Source organism: Microbacterium stercoris (genome assembly GCF_017592545.1).
In the GTDB taxonomy this organism is placed as follows: domain Bacteria; phylum Actinomycetota; class Actinomycetes; order Actinomycetales; family Microbacteriaceae; genus Microbacterium; species Microbacterium stercoris.
Window position 1 is genome coordinate 232,984 of sequence record NZ_JAGFOA010000005.1, and the last position, 21,413, is coordinate 254,396.

The window sequence follows — 21,413 nt, forward strand, 5'->3', positions numbered from 1 at the left end:
GCGCCGCGGGGGGCTTTTCCTAGCGGTTCGGAGGGTTTTGTGACGGCGCGTGTCGCGAAGCGCGCGTCGCTCGGGGCATCCTCCCTACGCTCGGGGACATGCAGACGATCATCCTCCTCGCTCTCGTCGGACTCGGAGCGCAGCTCGTCGACGGTGCGTTGGGCATGGCCTACGGCGTCACCTCGACGAGTCTGCTCCTTGCAGTGGGTCTTGCGCCCGCTGCCGCCAGTGCTTCCGTGCACCTGGCCGAGGTCGGCACCACCCTCGCCTCCGGGCTCTCGCACTGGCGCTTCGGCAACGTCGACTGGCGCGCCGCGCTGAAGATCGGCATCCCCGGCGCTGTGGGCGCGTTCGCGGGGGCGACGTTCCTTTCGGGGCTGGCCACCGACATCGCCAAGCCCTACACCAGCGCCATCCTGCTGGCTCTCGGCATCTACGTGCTCGTGCGCTTCACCATCAAGGGGCTCCCGGGCCGGCGCAGTGACAAGCCGCTCACGCTGAAGTTCCTGGCGCCCCTCGGTCTCGTCGGCGGCTTCCTCGACGCATCGGGCGGGGGTGGGTGGGGGCCGGTCGGCACCCCCGCGCTGCTGTCGAGCGGTCGCCTCGAGCCGCGGAAGGTGATCGGAACGATCGATGCGTCGGAGTTCCTCGTCGCGATCGCCGCGTCGATCGGCTTCTTCATCGGTCTCAGCGGCGCGGGCGTCGACCTCACGTGGGTCATCGCGCTGCTGGCCGGTGGTGTGATCGCCGCTCCTCTCGCTGCGTGGATCGTGCGTCTCATCCCCGCTCGCATCCTCGGATCGGCGGTCGGCGGTCTCATCGTGCTCACCAACGTGCGCACGATCCTCACCTCGCTCGAGGTCTCCGATGAGGTGCTGGGACTCTCGCTCGCGGCAATCGCCTTCATCTGGGCGGTGGCCGTCGCGTGGTCGATCAGCGAGCACCGCAAGGCCGTGGCGGCCGGTCTCGCCGAGAAGGACGCCGCCACCAAGGCCGATGAGGCCCGCGAGGCGGCCCTCGTCACGGACTGAGCAGGCTGGGAACGACGAAGCCCCCGCGATTCACGGATCGCGGGGGCTTCGGTATTGCGCTGCGTCAGTGGCCCTCGCTCTGAGGGGGCAGGGCCGCGATGATCGGGTGGTCCTTGGGGGTCACGCCGGTCTTGGCGGCGCCGCCCGGGGAGCCGATCTCGTCGAAGAACTCGACGTTGGCCTTGTAGTAGTCCTGCCACTCGTCGGGCAGGTCGTCCTCGTAGTAGATGGCCTCGACGGGGCACACCGGCTCGCACGCACCGCAGTCGACGCACTCATCGGGGTGAATGTAGAGGCTGCGCTCACCCTCGTAGATGCAGTCCACGGGGCACTCGTCGATGCACGCGCGATCCTTGACGTCCACACACGGCAGGGCGATGACGTACGTCATGCGCCCGCGAGCGCGCCGGAGCGCGAGATCTCGACCTGCTCGTCGCGCGGAACGACCTTCACACGCTCCCGCGTGTAGAGATGCGTCTCGCCGAGCGCGCGCTCATGGGCGTCCAGCGCGAGCCATCCGGCCCACGTCGTGTACTCGACCTCGCGCTCGTCGAGAAGCTCGAGCAGTCCCGTCTCGAGCGGGGTCGTCAGGATGCCGGCCTGCGCGTCGGTGACGAGATGGTCGACGGTCTCCATGGCGTCCGACTTCGTGTGGCCGATGAGACCCACCGGACCGCGCTTGATCCATCCCGTCGCGTAAAGCCCCTGGATGCCCGCGACCCGGCCCTCGATGTTCGAGATGACGCCCTTGATGGGGTCGAACGGGGCGCCGTCGATCGGCGAGCCGAAGTAGCCGACCGCACGGTACACGGCCTGAAGCGGATACTCGGCGAACTCGCCGGTGCCGACGAGGCGACCATCTTCGATGCGCGTGCGCTCGAACCGCATCGCCTCCACCTTCTCGTCGCCGAGGATCTCGGCCGGCGCGTGCCAGAAGTGCAGGTGCACACGGCGGCTCGCCCCCGTGAGCTGCTCACCCCGCCAGGCATTGAGGGTGCGCAGCATGATCTTCATCTGGTTCGTCGACGCGGACGCCAGGTCCACCCCCTCGAAATCCGCCTCATCGAGGACGATGTCGACATCGTTCAGCTCGCCGAGCTCACGAAGCTCGATGGGGGTGAACTTGATATCGGCGGGCCCGCGGCGCCCGAAGACGTGGACGTCGGTGACCGGTGAGGACTCGAGCCCCTCGAGCACGTTGTCGGGGATCTCCGTCGAGCGCAGATCGACCGGGTGCTTGGCGAGCATCCGTGCGACGTCGAGGGCGACGTTGCCGTTGCCGATGACCGCGATCTGCTCCGCCTCGAGCGGCCAGGTGCGCGGCACATCCGGATGACCGTCGAACCAGGAGACGAAATCGGCGGCGCCGTACGAGCCGTCCTTGTCGACGCCGGGGATGTCGAGCGCGGCGTCGCGGATCGCACCGGTCGCCAGGATCACCGCGTGGTAGCGCTCACGCAGCTCGTCAAGGGAGACGTCCTTGCCCACTTCGATGTTTCCGAGGAAGCGGATGCGGCCGGAGTCGAGCATCTCCTCGAGGGAGTTGATGATGCCCTTGATGCGCGGGTGATCGGGCGAGACGCCGTAGCGGATCAGGCCGTACGGGGCCGGCAGCGATTCGAGCAGGTCGATCGCCACTGTGCCGCCGGCCTCCTCGACGGCGTTCGCGAGGAGGTTTCCGGCGTAGATGCCCGCCGGGCCGGCGCCGACAATGGCGACGCGCAGGTCGAGAGGGGAGTCCGAGCTCATGGGGCTTCCTTGTCGTTCGTGGATCAGCCGACGCTCGGGCGCACAGCGCCGCGGAGGTCGGCGGGAGCAGAAGGGCTGAGGGTGACGACATCGCCGATGACGACGACGGCCGGGTTGCGCACCTTCGCCAGGGCGGCGATGTGCGCGATGGTGTCCAGGGTTCCGAAGGTGACGCGCTGGCCGGCCCCGTAGCCGTCCTCGACGATCGCGACGGGGCATCCGCCACCACGGCTGCGGCTGAGCACCTGCGCCGAATGGGCGAGCGTGCCCACTCCCATCAGCAGGACGACCGTGTGGTCGCGCCCACCCGGGAGATCCTCGATGAGGACGTGTCCGGACAGCACGGTGAACCCTGCGGCGACGTCCCGGGCGGTCACGGGGATACCCGCGACGGCGGGCACCGAGATCGCGCTCGTGATGCCCGGCACGACGTCGATGGCGATGCCGGCCTCGACGCAGCGCTGGATTTCCTCGCTCCCGCGGCCGAACACGTAGGGGTCGCCGCCCTTGAGCCGCACGACGTCCCGTCCGGCCCGCGCATGATCGACGAGCAGCTGCGAGATCTCCTCCTGGGTGACGGGATGGTGGCCCGGGTGCTTGCCGACGTCGATGACCTCGGCCGACAGCACGACGCCATCGGCCTCCAGGCCCTCCAGCACGCTGCGGGCCCCCAACCGGTCGGCGACGATCACGTCGGCGCTCTCGAGGGCGCGCAGGCCGCGTACCGTCAGGAGGCCCGCGTCACCGGGACCCGCGCCAACCAGCGTGACGCGGCCCGCGGCGACCCTGTCAGCCACGGACGGTACCGGCGGCGATCGTGTGACCGTCGGCCGGGCGGATGACCAGGAACGATCCCGAGGTGCGCGAGGTCTCGTACGGCTCGAGGGGCAGCGCCTCGGCGAGGCGGATGCGCGCGCGGCCGATCTCGTTCACTTCGAGGCGGTCGGCGGGGACGTGCGCGAGCGAGTCGAGGTCGCGGCGGTCGACGATCTCGTCGACGATGCCCTGCACCGTCTTGGTGCCGTGCTTGACAAGGACGCGCGTTCCTCGGACCAGCGTCTGCTCATCGAGCAGGAACAGGTTCGCGTCGAGTTCCTTGGCGACCGCCGGCTCGGATCCCTCGGCGACGAGCACGCTTCCCCGCGCGGCATCGATGTCATCCGCGAGCTGGATCGCGACCGACTGCGGCGCGGCGGCCTCGACCACCGGCACACCGGCGAGCTCGACGGCCGCGACGGTTGTGACGATGCCGGCGGGCAGCACCTTCACGCGGTCTCCCACGCGGACCGATCCGGATGAGATGCGGCCGGCGGCAGCGCGGTAGTCGCGGAGGCGCTCGGTCGCATCCGGATCGGAGGCGGTGAGCACGGGGGAGAGCCCGCCCTGCGGGCGGAGCACGAGCTGAACGGGAAGGCGGAAGGGTTCTGCCTCGCGCTGCTCGGCGTCGATCGCGGGCAGCGTCTCGAGCAGCTCGAGCAGCGACGGCCCGTCGTACCACGGCGTGCGCTCAGACCGCTCGACGATGTTGTCGCCGGCCAGGGCGGACACCGGCAGCACGCGCACGTCGGTGAGGCCGAGCTCGGCCGTGACCTCGCGCACCTGCGCGGCGACCGGGGTGAAGGCATCCTCGGCGTAGTCGAGCAGGTCGATCTTGTTCACCGCGACGATGACGTGCGGCACGCGCAGCAGCGCCGTCACCGCGAGGTGGCGTCGGGTCTGCTCGAGCACGCCCTTGCGGCCGTCGATGAGCACGACCACGGCGTCGGCCGTCGTGGCGCCGGTGACCATGTTGCGCGTGTACTGCACGTGTCCCGGGCAGTCGGCCAGGATGAACGAGCGCTCTGCGGTTGCGAAATAGCGGTAGGCGACGTCGATCGTGATGCCCTGCTCGCGCTCGGCCCGGAGGCCGTCGGTGAGCAGCGCGAAGTCGATGCCGTCCGCGCCGGCGAAGCCGCGTTCCTTCGAGGTGCGGGCGACCTGCTCGAGCTGGTCGGCGAGGATCGCCTTGGAATCGTGCAGCAGACGGCCGACGAGGGTCGACTTGCCGTCGTCGACCGAGCCGGCGGTCGCGAAGCGGAAGAGCGTCGAGGGGGCGAGCGTGGTCATCAGAAGTATCCGTCCTTCTTGCGGTCTTCCATGGCCGCTTCGCTGATCCGGTCGTCCGCACGGGTGGCGCCGCGCTCGGTGAGGGTGGACACCGCGACCTCCGCGACGATGTCCGACACGTGCGCCGAGGTCGACTCGACGGCGCCCGTGCAGCTCATGTCGCCGACCGTGCGGTAGCGCACCACGCGCTTCTCGACCGTCTCGTCCGCGCGGGGCTCCGAGACGGGGCTGACCGCGCGCCACATGCCGTCGCGGCGGTAGACCTCGCGCTCGTGCGCGAAGTAGAGCGGAGGCAGCGGGATGTTCTCCCGCTCGATGTAGCGCCAGATGTCGAGCTCGGTCCAGTTCGAGATGGGGAACACGCGCACGTGCTGGCCGGGGGTATGGCGGCCGTTGTAAAGGCTCCACAGCTCGGGCCGCTGGTTGCGGGGATCCCACTGCCCGAACTCGTCGCGCAGGGAGAAGATGCGCTCCTTGGCGCGCGCCTTGTCCTCGTCTCGGCGGGCGCCGCCGAAGACGGCGTCGTGCCTCCCCGCGGCGATGCCATCCAGCAGCGGCAGGGTCTGCAGCGGATTGCGCGTGCCGTCGGCGCGCTCGTGAAGGCGACCGTCGTCGATGTAGTCCTGCACGCGCGCGACCTCCAGCGTGAGACCGAGCCGCTCGACGGTCTCGTCCCGGAAGCGGATCACTTCGGGGAAGTTGTGCCCGGTGTCGACGTGCAGCACCGGAAACGGCACACGACCCGGCAGGAAGGCCTTCGCAGCGAGGTGGAGAACGACCACCGAGTCCTTGCCGCCCGAGAACAGCAGAACGGGGCGGTCGAATTCGGCGACGACCTCGCGGATGACATGGATGGCCTCGGCCTCGAGAAGATCGAGGGTCGAAAGGCGCTGGCCGGTGCCCGCTCGCGGGACGGTGAGGGTGTCGCTCATGTGTGGAGTCCGCATTCGGTCTTGTCGAGCCCGGCCCAGCGGCCGGAGCGGGGGTCTTCGCCGGGGGCGACGGGGCGGGTGCAGGGCTTGCAGCCGATCGACGGGAAACCGAAGTTCAGCAGCAGGTTCATCGGCACCTTGTGGAGGGCCGCGTAGGTCGAGAGGTCGTCCCAGGACCATGCGGCGACGGGATTCACCTTCACGAGACCGTTCTTCGCGTCCCACGTGACGAGCGGGGTGTTCGTGCGGGTGGGAGCCTCGTCGCGTCGGACGCCGGTGAACCAGAGCTCGTAGCCCTGGAGGGCCTCGTGGAGCGGAGCAACCTTCCGCAGGTCGCAGCATCTCGCCGCGTCGCGCCCGTGTAGGTCCTTGCCCCACGCCGCGTCCTGCTCTGCGACGGTCTGCTCGGGAAGCACATCCACCACGCGCACATCGAGGGTGCGGGACACCTCGTCGCGCGTGGCGACGGTCTCGGTGAAGTGGTAGCCCGTGTCGAGGAAGAGGACGTCCACTCCCGGCAGCCGGTCGGCGACGAGATGCGGCAGGGCCGCGTCCGCCATCGAGCAGGCGACGGCCAGGGCGCCGACGTCGAAGTTGCGGGCGACCCAGTCGATGACCTGAGCGGGAGTCGCCTCGTGGTCGGTGAGCGAACCGAGCTCCTCGTTGCCGCGGAGAGCGAGGGCCTCGAGCTCCTCGGCGGAGCGGCGCACGGTGACGCGCGGGGCGAGTGAGACGGTCATCGCAGCTCCTCCTCGGCGGCTCGGTGCGCCCACTGGGCGAAGGTCTCGTCATCGACGCGCCCGGCCACGTAGCGGGTGGCGACCTTCTCGACGTAATCGGCGATGCCGTCCGCTGCGACCTTCAGCCCGCGAACGGTGCGCCCGAGGCCGGCCTCCTCGCGCTCGGACGAGGCGAGACCACCGCCGAGGTGCACCTGGAAGCCCGGCACCTGGTTGCCCTCGTCGTCGGTGATGATCTGGCCCTTGAGGCCGATGTCGGCCGTCTGGATGCGGGCGCAGGAGTTCGGGCAGCCGTTCACGTTGAGGCTGAGCGGGGCGCGCAGGTCCATGCCGTCGAGGCGCTTCTCGAGCTCGAAGATCGCCTCGCGGGCGTTGTCCTTCGTGTTCACGATCGCGAGCTTGCAGAACTCGATGCCGGTGCATGCGATGGTGCCGCGGCGGATCAGGCTGGGCCGCGCGCTGAACTCGAGCTCGTCGAGTCCCTGGATGAGCGGCTCGACGTTCTCCTTCGGGATGTCGAGCACCACGATCTTCTGATGCGGAGTCAGGCGCAGGCGGGAAGAGCCCTGTGCCTCGATCAGGTCGGCGAGCTTGCCGAGGTTCTCGCCAGAGGTGCGCCCGACGATCGGCGTCGCACCGACGTAGAACAGGCCGTCCTTCTGCGCGTGCACGCCCACGTGGTCACCCGGGGTGAGCGGCTTGGGGGCCGCGGGGCCGTCGGCGAGGCGGTAACCGAGGTACTCGGTCTCCAGCACGTCGCGGAACCTCTCGACGCCCCAGTCGGCGAGCAGGAACTTCAGGCGGGCCTTGTTGCGCAGGCGGCGATATCCGTAGTCGCGGAAGATCTGCGCGACGCCGTGCCACACCTCCGCCACCTGGTCGGGGGCAGCCCAAGCGCCGAGGCGCTCTCCGAGACGCGGGACGGTGGACAGCGCGCCGCCCACCCAGACGTCGTAGCCGATGCCGAGCTCGGGGTGCTCGACGGCCACAAATGCCACGTCGTTGATCTCGTGGACGACATCGTGGCTCGGATGACCGGTGATGGCCGACTTGAACTTGCGGGGCAGGTTCGCGAGCGACTCGTCGCCGATGAAGCGGCTGGTGATCTCCTCGATCTGGGCGGTCGGATCGATCAGCTCATCGACGGCAATGCCGGCGACGGGCGATCCGAGCACCACACGCGGCACATCGCCGCACGCCTCGGTGGTCGACAGGCCGACCGCCTCGAGGCGGCGCCAGATCTCGGGGACGTCCTCGACCCGCACCCAGTGCAGCTGGATGTTCTGACGATCGGTGATGTCGGCGGTGCCGCGACCGAACTCGACGGAGACATCCGCGATGACGCGCAGCTGCTCGGTGCTCAGCTGCCCACCGTCCAGGCGGATCCGCATCATGAAGTACTCGTCCTCGAGCTCGTGAGGCTCGAGCGTCGCGGTCCGGCCGCCGTCGATGCCGGGCTTGCGCTGGGTGTAGAGGCCCCACCAGCGGAAGCGGCCGTGCAGATCCGTCGGGTCGATCGAGGCGAAGCCGCCCTGCGCGTACGTGCTCTCGATGCGCTCGCGGACGCTCAGGCCGCCGTCGGCCTGCTTCCACTCCTCGTTGCCGTTGAGCGGTTCCTTGCCGTCGACCAGCCATTGCCCGTTCGGCTTGCCCGACGGACGGAGCCGTGCGCCGCGCACCGGGGGCGCGATCTCCGTGGATGTCATCTCGGGGTCTCCTCTTGACTCGTCGTCAGGGAAAGACTAAAGACGACCGCCATCGCGCCCTCGGGAAGAGACGTTGTGTGACGAATGCCCACCGCGACGGTAGGAATACCGTCGAGCGGTGCGCTATAGGGCGGCGCGTCCCTCAGATGAAGTAGTCAGGCGTGTCGAGACGCCGATCGGTGTCAGGGCTCACCCATGCCCCGGGCGACTTGACGAGGGCGTCGACGTGGGCCGGCAGGCGGCCGTTGGAGAGATCCTGCAGCGACGTGCGCTCGAGCACGTCGCGCACGCTCGCCCGCAGTGCGACCCACAGCTCCAGCAGGATGCCGCTCGACTGCATCTCGCTCGGGCGCTGATCGCGCACGAAGACGAGCGGTCCGTCGACGGCGCGGATCACGTCGGCGACGGTGATGAGGTGTGCCGGGCGCGCCAGCTCGTACCCTCCGGACGCGCCGCGTCGGCTCGAGACCACGCCCGCGCGGGTGAGCGAGGTCAGGATCGCCTCGAGGAACTTCGGCGGAATACCTTCGGCTGTGGCGATCTCGGCGCTGGTGAGCACGCGCGTGGCGCTCACGAGGAGCACCGAGGCGCGCACGGCGTATTCGGCTCGGGCGGAGATGCGCATGTCCTGATCCTGTCATGACGAACTGAGGGCCGGATCCGTGCGGATCCGGCCCTCAGTGCTGCCGCGTCGCGTGCGCTCAGCGGTGCGCGGCGCCCCGCAGCGGCGGCGTGTGGAACGTCCCGCCCGCGGCGCGCTCGGACGCGCCGGAGCGGTCCAGGTAGGCCGAGGCGCCTCCGTCGATGAACGGCCAGCCCGCGCCGAGGATGAGGCAGAGGTCGATGTCCTCGACCTCGGGCACCACACCCTCGTCCAGCATCAGCTTGATCTCGCTGGCGAGCCCGTCCTCCACGCGGCGGAGGATCTCCGCTTCGGACGCGGGCGACTTGCCGGACTCGATGACCTTCTGCGCCTCCTTCGTCCAGCCGGTGACGCGTCCGTTCTTGTCCTTCTCGACCACAGCGCCCACCTCGGAGAGGCGATGGAGGTTCTGCGAGGCGAAGAAGCGGTCGGGGAAGTGGCGCACCATCGTGTCCTGAACGTGCGCGGCGACCTTCCATCCCACCAGATCGATCAGCTGGAACGGCGTCATCGGGAGACCGAGAGGCGCGAACGCCTTCTCGACCGTGAGCAGCGGCGTGCCCTCGTCGACGGCCCGGGCTGCCTCTCCCATGACCTTGGCCAGCAGACGGTTGACGACGAAGCCGGGGGCATCGGCGGTCAGCACGGCGTTCTTCTTCAGGTTGCGAGCCACGACGAACGCGGTCGCGAGCGCCTCGTCACTGGACTGAGGCGTCTTCACGATCTCGATCAGCGGCATCACCGCGACGGGGTTGAAGAAGTGGAAGCCCACAAGACGCTCGGGGTGTTCGAGCACCGATCCGATCTCCTCGACGGAGAGCGACGACGTGTTGGTGGCCAGGATCGCGTCGGGAGCGATGATCTTCTCGATCTCGCGGAAGACCTGCTGCTTGACGCCGGTCTCCTCGAAGACCGCCTCGATCACGAAATCGCAGTCGGCGTACTCGCTCTTGTCGACCGTGCCGTGCACCAGCGCGTTCAGTCGGTTGGCGGTGTCCGCGTCGATGCGGCCCTTCGTGCGCAGCTGGGCGATCTCGTCACGGATGTACGCGAGCCCCTTGTCGACGCGCGCCTGGTCGATGTCCGTGATGAGCACGGGCACCTCCAGACGCCGCACGAACAGCAGCGCGAACTGGCTCGCCATCAGGCCCGCGCCGATGACGCCCACCTTGGCGACCTTCTTGGCGAGGGCCTTGTCCGGAGCACCGACCGGGCGCTTGGCGCGCTTCTGCACGAGATCGAACGCGTACATGGAAGCGACGAACTGGTCGCCGGAGATGAGCTCGGCGAGCGCTTCGTCCTCGCGCGCGAAACCCTCTTCGATGGATCCGGACTTCGCCTTGTCCAGCAGTTCGAGCGCAAGGTACGGCGACTTCGGCTCCGTGCCGATGCGGCTCTCCAGCATGCCGCGCGCGACCTTGATCGCGATCGGCCATTTCGTCAGGCGCTCGATCTTGCCGGGTGCGTTCTTGCGCTCGACCTTGACCGTTCCGCCCAGCACGCCGTCGGCCCAGGCGAGCGAATCCTCGAGGTAGGAGGCCGGGCCGAAGATCGCGTCGAACATCCCGAGCTCGTACGCCTGGCGCGGCTTGAGCGTGCGGTTCTGCTTGAGAGGGTTCGAGATGACCACCTCGAGGGCGTTCTCGATTCCGATCAGGTTCGGCAGCAGGGTCGCGCCACCCCAGCCGGGCACGATGCCGAGGAACACCTCGGGCAGAGCGATCGCCGCGGCCGAGGAATCGACCGTGCGATAGGTCGAGTGCAGGGCGATCTCGACGGCGCCGCCGAGAGCCAGACCGTTCACGAACGAGAACGAGGGCACCCCGAGCTTCGACAGCTTGCCGAGCACGTGGTGTCCGAGCTGGGCGATCAGGCGCGCGAAGTCCTTCGAGGGCAGGGCGCCCACGCCGGACAGATCGGCCCCTGCCGCGAAGATGTACTGCTTGCCCGTGACGGCGACCGCGTCGATCTCGCCGGCCTCGGCGCGCTTCTTGAGCTCGTCGAGGCGCTCGTCGAGCTCGGTCAGCGTGGCGGGGCCGAGGGTGTTCGGGCGGGTGTGGTCCTTGCCGTTGTGCAGCGTGATCAGCGCGATGGTGCGGCCACTGGGCAGCCGGACGTCGCTCACGAGCGAGTGCGTGACGACCTCCGCGTCCGCCATTGCGAGCAGCGGGGAGAAGTCGATGGTGCTGTAGTCGGTCACTGCGGCGCTCACTTCTTCTTCTTGCCGGTGTAGTGGGGGTTCTCCCAGATGACGGTGCCGCCCTGGCCGAGACCGACGCACATCGCGGTCATGCCGTAGCGCACCTCGGGGTGCTCGGCGAAGTGTGCCGCCAGCTGGATCATGAGCCGCACGCCGGATGCGGCGAGCGGGTGGCCGAGGGCGATCGCGCCGCCCCACGGGTTCACGCGCGGATCGTCATCGGCGATGCCGAAGTGATCCAGCAGCGAGAGCACCTGGATGCCGAAGGCCTCGTTGAGCTCGAACAGGCCGATGTCGTCGATCGTCAGTCCCGCCTTGGCGAGGGCCTTCTCGGTCGAGGGGATCGGACCGATGCCCATGATCTCGGGCTCGACGCCGGCGAACGCGAACGAGACCAGGCGCATCTTCGGCGTCAGGCCGAACTCCTTCACGGCCGCGCCGCTCGCCAGAAGACTGACGGTGGCGCCGTCCGTGAGCGGCGAGGACGTTCCCGCGGTCACGCGGCCGTGCGGGCGGAACGGGGTCTTGAGGGCGGCGAGGCCCTCCATCGTCGTCTCGGGACGACGGCCCTCGTCCTCGGTCGCGAGGCCCCACTGGCCATCCGCGCCCGTGATCGCGACCGGCACGAGATCCGGCTGGATCTTCCCGGACTCGTAGGCTGCCTGAGCCTTGTGCTGGCTCAGCATGCCGAAGCGGTCCGCACGCTCCTTGGTGAGCTGCGGGAAGCGGTCGTGGATGCGCTCCGCGGTGACGCCCATGTTGAGCGCGCCCGGGTCCACCAGGCGCTCCGCGACGAAGCGCGGGTTCGGGTCGGCATTGCCGCCGATGGGGTGGTGACCCATGTGCTCGACGCCGCCCGCGATCGCGAAGTCGTACATGCCGACGCCGATCGACGCCGCCATCGTCGTGACGCTCGTCATGGCCCCGGCACACATGCGCTCGACCGCGAGACCGGGCACCGTCATCGGCAGCCCGGCAAGGATCCCGACGGTGCGTCCGAGGGTCAGCCCCTGGTCGCCCGTCTGCGAGGTGGCGGCGATGGCCACATCGTCGATCCGGTCCTTCGGCACCTCCGGGTTGCGCTCCAGCAGGCCCTTCAGCGCCTTGACGGCGAGGTCATCCGCTCGCGTGTTCCAATACATGCCCTTCTCGCCCGCGCGCCCGAAGGGGGTGCGCATTCCATCGACGAAATAGACATCAGCCAGCTCGGCCACTCTGCCTCCCAGGTTCGGTTGTCTTCAGCCTATGGAGGGGCCTGTGACCCGAGGAACCGGTTGGCCGGGATCGACTAAGCGGGTTCGGGGCCCTCGTCACCCGCCTGCACGGAACGTACAAACGCATCGGCGATAAGTTGTGCGGTCTGCTCGATCTGCCATTCGCGGGCGCCGAGCCCGCGGAGGGCCTCGCCGATGGAGAGCGCGTCGGCGGGAGCCGGAGGCGCCCACGCCACGCGGCGCAGCATCTCCGGTGTGAGCAGGTTCTCGGTGGGCATGTGCAGCTGCTCGGCACGCTCCTCGACCGCCGGGCGCGCCTGCTTCAGGCGCGCGTCGGCCTCGGGGTTGCGGTCGACCCAGGCGCGCGGCGGGGGAAGCGTGTCGCTGGGCACGCGCTCCTGCGGCAGATCGGCGCTCTCGCGACCCGCGACGATCGCGTTCCACCACCGGTCGAGCTGAGAGCGGCTGGCGCGGCCGTTGAAGTCCTTGAGCGATGCGAGCTCGCTCTTCGAAGCGGGGGCCGCGGCGATCGCGGCGACGAGCGCGCGATCCGGCACCAGGCGTCCGGGCGAGACATCCTGCTGCATCGCGTACTCCTCGCGGGCCAGCCAGAGCTGGCGCGCGATGGCGAGGTTGCGACGACCGCGCAGGGTGTGCAGGCCGCTGAGCCGGCGCCACGGGTCGGTGCGCGGCGGCTTCTGCTCCCGGATGCGCGTGGCCTCGAACTCCTGCGCGGCGAACTCGGACTTACCCGCCTCTTCGAGCGCGAGCACGAGTTCGTCCCGCACATCGATGAGGTGTTCGACATCCAGAGCGGCATACTCCAGCCAGGCCTGCGGCAGCGGGCGCGTGGACCAGTCGGCCGCGGAGTGCTCCTTTTTGAGGACGACGCCGATCGTCGCCTCGACGACCGCGGCAAGGCCCACACGCTCCCAGCCGAGCAGCCGTGCGGCGAGCTCCGTGTCAAAGATCTCCGGCGGCAGCAGATCGAGCTCGCGCAGCGACGGGAGGTCCTGGCTTGCCGCGTGCAGCACCCATTCGACGTCTCCGATGGCGGCCTGGAGAGGGGAGAGGTCCTTCAGCGCCGGCGGGTCGAAGAGGAAGACGCCGGCGTCACGCCGGTTCACCTGCACGAGGTATGCCCGCTGCGAGTAGCGGAAGCCGGAGGCGCGCTCCACGTCGACGGCCACGGGCCCCGAGCCGGCGGCCAGGGCCGCGCAGGCGGCAGCCAGCCCCTCGGCGGTGTCGATGACGGTGTACTGGGCGGCCTCAGCCATTCGCGTTCCTCCGCTCTCCGAGGACGGCGATGCCCTCGGACCCCGGCGGGAGCCCCGCCAGCATGCATACGAGTTCGGCCCACGCATCCAGGTGCGCGTCGAACGGGCCGTCGGGTGTCCAGGATGCCCGCAGCTCGATCTGGGCGCCGTCACCCTCGTCGGCGAGCGCGCCGAACCCCTTGGACAGGATCTTCGTGGCCGTGCCGGACGCCGAGTGGTACGCGGCGCCTCGCGAGTCGAGCGCGTCGGTGAGCCACGACCACGTGACGTCGGCGAGCAGCGGATCCGTGCCGATCTCCGGTTCGAGAGGAGCCTGCGCGAACGCGATCACGCGCCATGCGCCGCCCCAGGCGTCGGGTTCGGTCGGATCGTGCAGCAGGATGAACCGGCCCGTCCCGTAGGGCGAGTCGCCATGCTCCGTCGGGCGCACATCGCCCGCCAAGGCGAGACTGAACGGCGCCACCCCCGCGGGGGACGGGATCTCGCGCACGACGAAATCGCTGCGGAAGGTCGCTGCTCGAAGCTGCTCCGCAGCGGCGGCGAACGCGTCTGCCGCGCCTCCTCCTGCACTCACGGTGTCAGATTAGAGTGGAGGGGTCATGAAGCACCTCAGGCGCGCCGCTTCCCCTGCCGTCGCATCACGATCGGATGTGGGTGGGCCTCGCGGCACCCGGGGCGCCGCTCTCGCGTCCACCATCGGCCTGAGCGTGCTGTTCGCGGGCGCCGCTGCGACCCTGGCAGTGCGCATCGCGGGCGTGGCGCGCAGCATCGTGACCCCGGCTCCGCGCAGCGCCGACACCGAGATCCTCGGCATCGATCGCGCCGCGCAGACCATCACGCTCAGCCGCACGCTCGACACGTCGCTGCCCGGGCGCTACGGCATCTTCACCAACGGCGCGGGCTACGTGAAGCTCGGTGCCGTGCTCGCGCAGGATGACGCGACCGTGACGCGCAAGCTGCTCAGCCACATCGACGAGCCGACGCGTGTCGGGCCGCACGCATCGTTCAGCGGCTGGTACTTCGACGAGCCGGATCAGCTCCACCTGCCCTTCCACGAGGAGCTCATCGACACGCCGGTCGGCCTCGCACCGGCGTGGGCGTTCGATGCCGGACGCGGCGACACCTGGGCGGTGCTCGTGCACGGGCGCGGAACCACTCGCTCCGAGACGCTTCGCGCCGTCCCCGTGCTGCACGCGCTCGGGATCTCTTCGCTCGTGGTCTCGTACCGCAACGACGGCGAGGCGCCCGACAGCCGCACTGGTCGCTACGGGCTGGGCGTGACGGAGTGGCGCGATGTCGACGCGGCGATCTCGTGGACGCGCGCGCGTGGCGCAGAGCGCGTGCTCCTCATGGGCTGGTCGATGGGCGGTGCCGTCGCGCTGCAGACGGCCGTGCGCTCCGAGCAGCGCGAGCGCATCGCCGGCATCCTGCTCGAATCCCCGGTGGTCGACTGGCGGCTCGTCCTCGATTTCCACCGGCGCGGGCTCGGCGTCCCCGCTTTCGCATCGCACGCGGCGATCGGCATGCTCGAGAGAGAGTGGACAGCTCGGGTGGTGCGCGGGGGAGTGCGCATCCCATTCGACGAGCTGGACATGGTGGCGCGTGCCGACGAGCTGACGGCGCCCATCCTGATCCTGCACAGCGACGACGACGGGTTCGTGCCCTCCGACGCCTCGCACGCGCTCGCATCGGCGCGTCCCGACATCGTGCAGCTGGAGACGTTCGCCGTGGCGCGCCACACGAAGCTGTGGAACTACGACGAGACGCGCTGGACGACGGCGATCCGGGACTGGCTCATCTCGCACGGCTTCGGCCGCTGAGGCGGCTTCGCCGATCCGCGTTGATCAACGCGCGTCGATCAGCGCGCGTCGATGCGCGCCTGCACCTGGCGCTTCGCGCGCATGAGCATGCCGGTCATGCCGGCGATGCGCAGAGGCGACACCGCACGCGTGAGTCCCAGCGACTGCGGGAAGTCCGCGGGGATCGCGAGGACCTCCCGCGCCGTGAGGCCGGAGATCCCCTGAGCGAGGATGCTGGCGAAGCCGCGGGTGGTGGGTGCCTCGGCCGGGGCCGTGGCGTGCATCGTGACGATGCTGTCGGCGGATGCGCCGTCCACCTCGAGCACGATGAAGACGGGCGACTGGCACTCGGCGACGCGCTCGGTCAGTTCGGGGTGATCGGCGTACGCGGACGGGATCTCCGGCAGCTCGCGCGAGAACTCGAGCAGCAGCTGCAGGCGCTCGGGTTCGTCGAGCTCGAGGAACTCCTCGCGGATCTCCGCGAGCGCGGCGGGGAGGACGTCAGCGGTCATCTGTCCATCCTCCCACCACGCTGCGAACGGCGGGTCAGCGGGCGGGGACCTCACCCGGCTCGGCGCCGGTGACGATCGGCACGCGCACGGCAGAGCCCCACTCGGTCCAGGACCCGTCGTAGTTGCGCACGTTCTCGAAGCCGAGCAGGTGCTTCAGCACGAACCACGTGTGCGCCGAGCGCTCGCCGATGCGGCAGTAGGCCACGATGTCGTCGCCATCCTGCAGCCCGACCTCGTCGCGGTAGATCGTCTCGAGCTCGGCGCGCGACTTGAACCCGCCGTTCTCGCCGACGGCGCGGGCCCACGGAACGCTGTGGGCGGTGGGGATGTGCCCGGCCCGCAGGGCGCCCTCCTCGGGGTACGCGGGGGCGGAGGTGGGGGGGGCCGCGGACGACACCCGCCCGCGCCCCGCCCTGAGCGGGGTGGGGGGGGGGGCCCACCCCCCTCCCGGGGCCCCCGCCGGGGGGTTCGGGGCGGGCCCCCCCCCCGGCGGGGTCGGTCGTGAGCGCTCGTCCCTCCGAGATCCACCGATCGCGCCCGCCGTCGATCAGACGCACGTCCTCGTGGCCGAACAGCGAGAACACCCACAGCGCATAGGCGGCCCACCAGTTGTTCTTGTCGCCGTAGATCACGACCGTGTCGTCGCGCGAGATGCCCTTGGCGCTCATGAGCTTCGCAAAGCCCTCGCCGTCGACGTAGTCGCGCACGACCGGGTCGTTGAGCTCGGTGTGCCAGTCGACCTTCACGGCGCCGGGGATGTGGCCGGTCTCGTAGAGCAGCACGTCCTCGTCGGACTCGACGATCACGAGGCCCGGGGCACCGAGGTGCTGCTCCACCCAGGCGGTCGAGACAAGACGGCCGGGTTCAGCGAAGTCGGCGAATTCGGGAGACGGATCGAGATCGACGCTCACGGGTTCCTCCTGGCGATCGGGTGATGGCGGGCACGCCCAGCTGGGCGCAATTAGGCTTGATGCCTCCCGGATCGAGCGTAGGCGCGTCTGCGCGGCTCGGCTCCGGGGATCCGCTTCACGCGTAACGATCGGAAACCTGCGTCCATGACCTCCGCCCCGGCCGGCATCGTCCATCTCACCGAGCGTCAGCCGCAGCTCAGCGGCGAGCAGATGCTCGCGAGTCTTGTGCCGCCGCCGCAGTTCGACGAGGCCACCTTCGAGTCCTACCGCTCGGACCCGGACTTCCCGTCGCAGGAGGAGGCCAAGCAGCAGCTCGTCACGTTCGCGGTCGGGGCGCCGCCGGCCAAGCGCGGCGGGTTCTTCTCGCGGCGGCCGAAGGAGCCCGAGATGAAGCCGGGTGTGTACCTCGACGGCGGCTTCGGCGTCGGCAAGACGCACCTGCTCGCGGCGATCTTCCACGCGGTCCCCGCTCGCCGGAAGTACTTCGGCTCCTTCATCGAGTACACCGCGCTGGTCGGCGCGCTCGGCTACAAGCAGACGGTCGACCTGCTGCGCGGATCCGCGCTGCTCTGCATCGACGAGTTCGAGCTGGACGACCCGGGCGACACCATGGTGATGACGCGACTGCTCGGCGAGCTGGTCGCGTCGGGCACCCGGCTGGCCGCCACCAGCAACACGCCGCCCAACGCGCTGGGAGAGGGGCGCTTCGCGGCCCAGGACTTCCTGCGCGAGATCCACGCGATGGCCGACTCGTTCGAGACGATCCGGATCGACGGCGTCGATTTCCGTCAGCGCTCGTTCGACGGTCACGCTCCCGTGCTGGATCCGGCCGAGTACGAGCGGGAGCTCGCGGGCCTCGGCACCGCCAGCGACGACACGTTCGACGGCCTCATCGCCCACCTGGCGCACGTGCACCCGTCGCGCTACATCCGTCTCATCGACGGCATCGACGCGATCGGACTGCGCGATGTGCGCCAGCTGACGGACCAGTCGGAGGCGCTGCGCTTCGTGGCGTTCGTCGACCGCGTTTACGACGCGCAGCTGCCGATCCGAGCGACCGGATTCGCCCTCGACCAGGTGTTCAGCGAGCAGATGCTCGCGGGGGGCTATCGCAAGAAGTACCTGCGCGCGATCTCGCGCCTGGTCGCATCCACCCACGCGTGATCCGGTTCGGTTGTGAGCATCCGGAAACGGGATGTTCACACACCGGCCGATGCGTAACCGAGGGGAAACATCCTCTGAACCGTCTGTGAAACGGATCGCGAGAACACTGGGGCTCACCCGACGCTCCACCTGCGTCCCAGCAGAGAGGTTCCCGCGATCATGGATCAAGGCAACACAGCATTCATGCTCATCGCAGCAGCACTCGTGCTGCTCATGACGCCTGGCCTGGCGTTCTTCTACGGCGGTCTCGTCAAGGCGAAGAGCGTCATCTCGATGATGATGCTCAGCTTCGGCGCGATGGGCCTCATCGGCGTCCTCTGGGTGCTGTACGGCTACGCCGTCGCGTTCCCGGCCGCCGAGGGCACGATCGCACCGTTCGCGATCGACTTCTCGGCGCTCGGCCTGACCAGCCTGCTCGAGGCGCCTGAGGGTGCAGCGTTCCCGCCGCTGGCCTTCGTCGCGTTCCAGGCCACGTTCGCGATCCTCACCGTCGCCCTGATCTCGGGCGCCATCGCGGATCGCGCCAAGTTCGGCGCGTGGCTCGTCTTCGCCGGTCTGTGGGCCACGATCGTCTACTTCCCGGTCGCGAGCTGGGTCTTCAACTTCGGCCTCGCCGAGGACGGATCGTTCGCCTACGGCGGCTGGATCACGCATGGTCTGCAGGATGTCTTCGGCGTCGGCGCCATCGACTTCGCCGGTGGCACGGCGGTGCACATCAACGCCGGTGCCGCCGCCCTGGCCCTCGCGCTGGTGCTCGGCAAGCGCGTCGGCTTCCAGAAGGGCGTGCACGTCCCGCACAACCCGCCGTTCGTCCTGCTCGGCGCCGGCCTGCTCTGGTTCGGCTGGTTCGGCTTCAACGCCGGCTCGGAGCTCGCCGCCGACAACACGGCAGCGCTCGCCTTCGTCAACACGATCGGCGCTCCCGCTGCGGCCCTGCTCGGCTGGCTGATCGTCGAGAAGTTCAAGGATGGCAAGGCGACCTCGGTGGGCGCCGCCTCGGGCGCCGTCGCGGGCCTCGTCGCCATCACCCCCGCCTGCGCCTCGCTCCACCCGGTCTGGGCGCTTCTGCTCGGGTTCATCGCCGGCATCGTCTGCGCCTTCGCGATCGAACTGAAGTGGAAGCTCGGCTTCGACGACTCGCTCGACGTGGTCGGCATCCACCTCGTCGGCGGTCTGATCGGAACGCTGTACCTCGGCTTCTTCGCCAACGGCACGGGCCTGTTCATGGGCGGCGGCTTCGCACAGCTGATCGTGCAGGCGATCGCCGCGGTCTCGGTGCTGGTGTACTCCTTCGTCCTGGCGCTCGTGATCGGATTCGCGGTCGAGAAGACCATCGGCTTCCGCGTGAAGAACGAGGACGAGCTCGCCGGAATCGACACCGTGCTGCACGGCGAGGTCGGCTACACCCTGGCCGACTGACGCCGTCGCGCACCGCAGACAGCTCAGAGGGCACCCCGCGCATCCCGCCCGGGGTGCCCTCTGGCGCGTTCCCCTAGGCTCGGGGGCATGGCAGGGAAGGGAATCCTCGGCGCGTTCGCGAAGCTCGTGCTCGGTGCGGTGGAGACCGCCACGCGCCGTCCTTCGGGGCAGGCGAGGCCCGGCGGCACCGGATCGAGCGGCTCGCGCGGCGGTAGGGGATCGACGCCGTCGCCTCGTCCGGCGAACCGCGATGACGATGCTTCGCGTGCCCCGGTTCCGGAGAGCATCCTGACCGTGGAGGTGCGGCCGGATGACGTCCGTGATCTGCGCCTCGAGTACGCCCCGTCGATGGACGGCGATCCCGATGCCGGCGAGATCGTCTGGACGTGGGTGCCCTACGCCGAGAACGACGGGCGGGGCAAGGACCGTCCTGTGCTGATCGTGGCGAGGCAGAGCGGGCGACGCCTCTATGCCGTCAAGCTGACCAGCAGGTCGCATGACGGCGACCGCGAGTACCTGTCGATCGGCCGCGGGGACTGGGACAGCGCGGGCCGCGAGTCGTGGGTCGACCTCGACCAGCTGTACAGCGTGCATGCCGACGGGATGCGCCGCGAGGCAGCCTCGCTGGATCTCGATCGCTTCGCCCGCGTGGCCTCCGCCCTGCAGCGCCGCTACGGGTGGACCGCGGGCCGGTGACGCGCCACGCCCGGTGTGGTCGTCCGGTTCGCCGTGCCGTGCCGAGTCGGGTAGTGTTGTATCTCGGCCCGCAAGGGTCTGAAAAGTGAACAGCTTGGGCGATTGGCGCAGTTGGTAGCGCGCTTCCTTCACACGGAAGAGGTCGTCGGTTCGAGTCCGGCATCGCCCACTGCACAGTCCAGATCGGACACGCCCGAATGGGCGTGGGGGTTTGGAAGGGTCGACGAAGTCGGCTAATGTGTAACAAGTGCCTGGAGCGATCCAGGACACGCGGATGTAGCGCAGTTGGTAGCGCATAACCTTGCCAAGGTTAGGGTCGCGAGTTCGAGTCTCGTCATCCGCTCGAGTGTTGAGCAGCCGTCAGGCTCTCGGCATGCGGGTCCCAACCCCGTGGTGGCGTGGCCGAGTGGCTAGGCACCGGCCTGCAAAGCCGTTTACACGGGTTCGAATCCCGTCGCCACCTCGCGAAAACTGAACACAGCTCGAGATGAGCGCGATTGGCGCAGCGGTAGCGCGCTTCCCTGACACGGAAGAGGTCACTGGTTCGATCCCAGTATCGCGCACGAGATGGATCCTCCGGGAGACGTCTCATGCGGATGTAGCGCAGTTGGTAGCGCATAACCTTGCCAAGGTTAGGGTCGCGAGTTCGAGTCTCGTCATCCGCTCCGAAGATCGAAGCCCGGCTCCGGCCGGGCTTCGTCGTTCACCCCCTGCTCGACATGAGCGCGATTGGCGCAGCGGTAGCGCGCTTCCCTGACACGGAAGAGGTCACTGGTTCGATCCCAGTATCGCGCACAGGATCACGAAGGCCCCGGCGGTTGCCGGGCCTTCGTCGTCTGCGCCCGCGAGCCCCGATGATGCTTGACTGGTCCCATGATCGAGCCCACCGCAGACCAGCTGTTCGACTTCGCCCGCCTGGGTGAGACCGCCGCACTTCTCGAGGCCGTCGACGCGGGGACGGATCCGGATCTCGCCGACCAGCAGGGGAGCACCCTCCTGATGCTCGCCGCGTACCACGGGCACGCCGAGCTGGTGGCCGGGCTGGCCGAGCGCGGAGCCGACGTGAACCGCCTGAGCGGGCGCGGTCAGTCGCCGCTCGCGGGTGCCGTCTTCAAGCAGCATGACGCGGTGATCAGCGCTCTTCTCGCCGCCGGCGCGGATGCCGAGGCCGGCAACCCCTCTGCACGCGCCACCGCCGAGATGTTCGGTCGCCCGCTGCCGGAGGCCTGACGCGGACGGCGACGCCCGATCCGCCGAACTAGACTGATCGGGTGACCACCGGTTTTGACCTGTACCCCGAGAAGAACGTCGTCG

General features: G+C 69.4%; 19 protein-coding genes, 6 tRNA genes and 1 pseudogene. 12 read left to right on the forward strand and 14 right to left on the reverse strand.

Annotation, left to right across the window (positions count from 1 at the left end):
* Positions 1-98: 98 nt before the first annotated feature.
* Positions 99-1,031, forward strand: a complete 933-nt coding sequence (locus J5V96_RS13485; RefSeq protein ID WP_208500186.1) for a sulfite exporter TauE/SafE family protein — start codon at positions 99-101, stop codon at positions 1,029-1,031.
* A gap of 64 nt (positions 1,032-1,095) precedes the next feature.
* Here J5V96_RS13485 and fdxA read toward each other — a convergent pair whose 3' ends face one another.
* The 12 genes from fdxA to J5V96_RS13545 form a co-directional block, all read right to left on the reverse strand.
* On the reverse strand, positions 1,096-1,422 hold the full coding sequence (fdxA, locus tag J5V96_RS13490; RefSeq protein WP_208500187.1) for a ferredoxin: 327 nt from the start codon (positions 1,420-1,422) through the stop codon (positions 1,096-1,098).
* On the reverse strand, positions 1,419-2,780 hold the full coding sequence (locus tag J5V96_RS13495; RefSeq protein ID WP_208500188.1) for an FAD-dependent oxidoreductase: 1,362 nt from the start codon (positions 2,778-2,780) through the stop codon (positions 1,419-1,421). The genes fdxA and J5V96_RS13495 overlap by 4 nt, the downstream gene beginning before the upstream one ends.
* Positions 2,781-2,803: 23 nt before the next feature.
* Positions 2,804-3,577, reverse strand: coding sequence for a uroporphyrinogen-III C-methyltransferase (gene cobA / locus J5V96_RS13500; RefSeq protein WP_208500189.1), 774 nt, complete (start codon positions 3,575-3,577; stop codon positions 2,804-2,806).
* The gene (locus J5V96_RS13505; protein WP_208500190.1) at positions 3,570-4,886 is read right to left on the reverse strand and encodes a sulfate adenylyltransferase subunit 1; all 1,317 of its coding nucleotides are present in this window, start codon (positions 4,884-4,886) and stop codon (positions 3,570-3,572) included. Before J5V96_RS13505 ends, cobA begins: the two co-directional genes overlap by 8 nt.
* A complete protein-coding gene (gene cysD, locus J5V96_RS13510; protein WP_208500191.1) occupies positions 4,886-5,818 on the reverse strand; it encodes a sulfate adenylyltransferase subunit CysD in 933 nt (310 codons plus the stop codon). Before cysD ends, J5V96_RS13505 begins: the two co-directional genes overlap by 1 nt.
* Entirely contained in the window at positions 5,815-6,558 is a 744-nt protein-coding gene (locus J5V96_RS13515) for a phosphoadenylyl-sulfate reductase (protein ID WP_208500192.1), read from the reverse strand. Before J5V96_RS13515 ends, cysD begins: the two co-directional genes overlap by 4 nt.
* The gene (locus tag J5V96_RS13520) at positions 6,555-8,264 is read right to left on the reverse strand and encodes a nitrite/sulfite reductase (RefSeq protein ID WP_208500193.1); all 1,710 of its coding nucleotides are present in this window, start codon (positions 8,262-8,264) and stop codon (positions 6,555-6,557) included. The genes J5V96_RS13515 and J5V96_RS13520 overlap by 4 nt, the downstream gene beginning before the upstream one ends.
* A 142-nt stretch (positions 8,265-8,406) precedes the next feature.
* Entirely contained in the window at positions 8,407-8,889 is a 483-nt protein-coding gene (locus J5V96_RS13525) for an RrF2 family transcriptional regulator (protein WP_208500194.1), read from the reverse strand.
* Positions 8,890-8,965: 76 nt separating this feature from the next.
* Positions 8,966-11,107 carry a 3-hydroxyacyl-CoA dehydrogenase NAD-binding domain-containing protein gene (locus J5V96_RS13530; RefSeq protein WP_208500677.1) on the reverse strand — a complete coding sequence of 714 codons (2,142 nt, stop codon included), beginning with the start codon at positions 11,105-11,107 and terminating at the stop codon, positions 8,966-8,968.
* An 8-nt stretch (positions 11,108-11,115) separates the two neighbouring features.
* Positions 11,116-12,321 carry a thiolase family protein gene (locus J5V96_RS13535; protein ID WP_208500195.1) on the reverse strand — a complete coding sequence of 402 codons (1,206 nt, stop codon included), beginning with the start codon at positions 12,319-12,321 and terminating at the stop codon, positions 11,116-11,118.
* A 74-nt stretch (positions 12,322-12,395) separates the two neighbouring features.
* The gene (locus tag J5V96_RS13540; protein WP_208500196.1) at positions 12,396-13,598 is read right to left on the reverse strand and encodes an HRDC domain-containing protein; all 1,203 of its coding nucleotides are present in this window, start codon (positions 13,596-13,598) and stop codon (positions 12,396-12,398) included.
* Entirely contained in the window at positions 13,591-14,172 is a 582-nt protein-coding gene (locus J5V96_RS13545) for a DUF3000 domain-containing protein (protein WP_208500197.1), read from the reverse strand. The genes J5V96_RS13540 and J5V96_RS13545 overlap by 8 nt, the downstream gene beginning before the upstream one ends.
* A gap of 25 nt (positions 14,173-14,197) precedes the next feature.
* On the opposite strand from J5V96_RS13545, the gene J5V96_RS13550 reads away from it, so the two are divergent.
* Entirely contained in the window at positions 14,198-15,418 is a 1,221-nt protein-coding gene (locus J5V96_RS13550) for an alpha/beta hydrolase (protein WP_208500198.1), read from the forward strand.
* A 38-nt stretch (positions 15,419-15,456) separates the two neighbouring features.
* On the opposite strand, the gene J5V96_RS13555 is transcribed toward J5V96_RS13550, so the two are convergent.
* Positions 15,457-15,909 carry a SufE family protein gene (locus tag J5V96_RS13555; protein WP_208500199.1) on the reverse strand — a complete coding sequence of 151 codons (453 nt, stop codon included), beginning with the start codon at positions 15,907-15,909 and terminating at the stop codon, positions 15,457-15,459.
* A 34-nt stretch (positions 15,910-15,943) separates the two neighbouring features.
* Positions 15,944-16,820: pseudogene (locus tag J5V96_RS13560) on the reverse strand (sulfurtransferase).
* Positions 16,821-16,964: 144 nt separating this feature from the next.
* Between J5V96_RS13560 and zapE the strand changes: the two are divergent.
* From zapE to J5V96_RS13610, 10 genes are all read left to right on the forward strand, one after another.
* Complete coding sequence (gene zapE / locus J5V96_RS13565) at positions 16,965-17,984, forward strand: cell division protein ZapE (RefSeq protein ID WP_208504183.1); 1,020 nt, start codon at positions 16,965-16,967, stop codon at positions 17,982-17,984.
* Positions 17,985-18,143: 159 nt separating this feature from the next.
* Positions 18,144-19,403 (forward strand): ammonium transporter, encoded by a 1,260-nt coding sequence (locus tag J5V96_RS13570; protein ID WP_208504181.1) that lies wholly within the window; start codon positions 18,144-18,146, stop codon positions 19,401-19,403.
* 87 nt (positions 19,404-19,490) lie between these two features.
* Positions 19,491-20,099, forward strand: a complete 609-nt coding sequence (locus tag J5V96_RS13575) for a type II toxin-antitoxin system PemK/MazF family toxin (protein WP_208504179.1) — start codon at positions 19,491-19,493, stop codon at positions 20,097-20,099.
* A 96-nt stretch (positions 20,100-20,195) separates the two neighbouring features.
* Positions 20,196-20,268: transfer RNA gene (locus tag J5V96_RS13580), tRNA-Val, on the forward strand.
* Positions 20,269-20,369: 101 nt separating this feature from the next.
* Positions 20,370-20,442 (forward strand) — tRNA-Gly (locus tag J5V96_RS13585).
* Between the two features lie 49 nt (positions 20,443-20,491).
* A tRNA-Cys gene (locus J5V96_RS13590) sits at positions 20,492-20,562 on the forward strand.
* A 28-nt stretch (positions 20,563-20,590) separates the two neighbouring features.
* Positions 20,591-20,662: transfer RNA gene (locus J5V96_RS13595), tRNA-Val, on the forward strand.
* Between the two features lie 29 nt (positions 20,663-20,691).
* A tRNA-Gly gene (locus tag J5V96_RS13600) sits at positions 20,692-20,764 on the forward strand.
* A 58-nt stretch (positions 20,765-20,822) separates the two neighbouring features.
* Positions 20,823-20,894, forward strand: a tRNA-Val gene (locus J5V96_RS13605).
* A 78-nt stretch (positions 20,895-20,972) separates the two neighbouring features.
* Entirely contained in the window at positions 20,973-21,329 is a 357-nt protein-coding gene (locus J5V96_RS13610) for an ankyrin repeat domain-containing protein (RefSeq protein ID WP_208504177.1), read from the forward strand.
* The last annotated feature ends 84 nt before the right edge of the window (positions 21,330-21,413 follow it).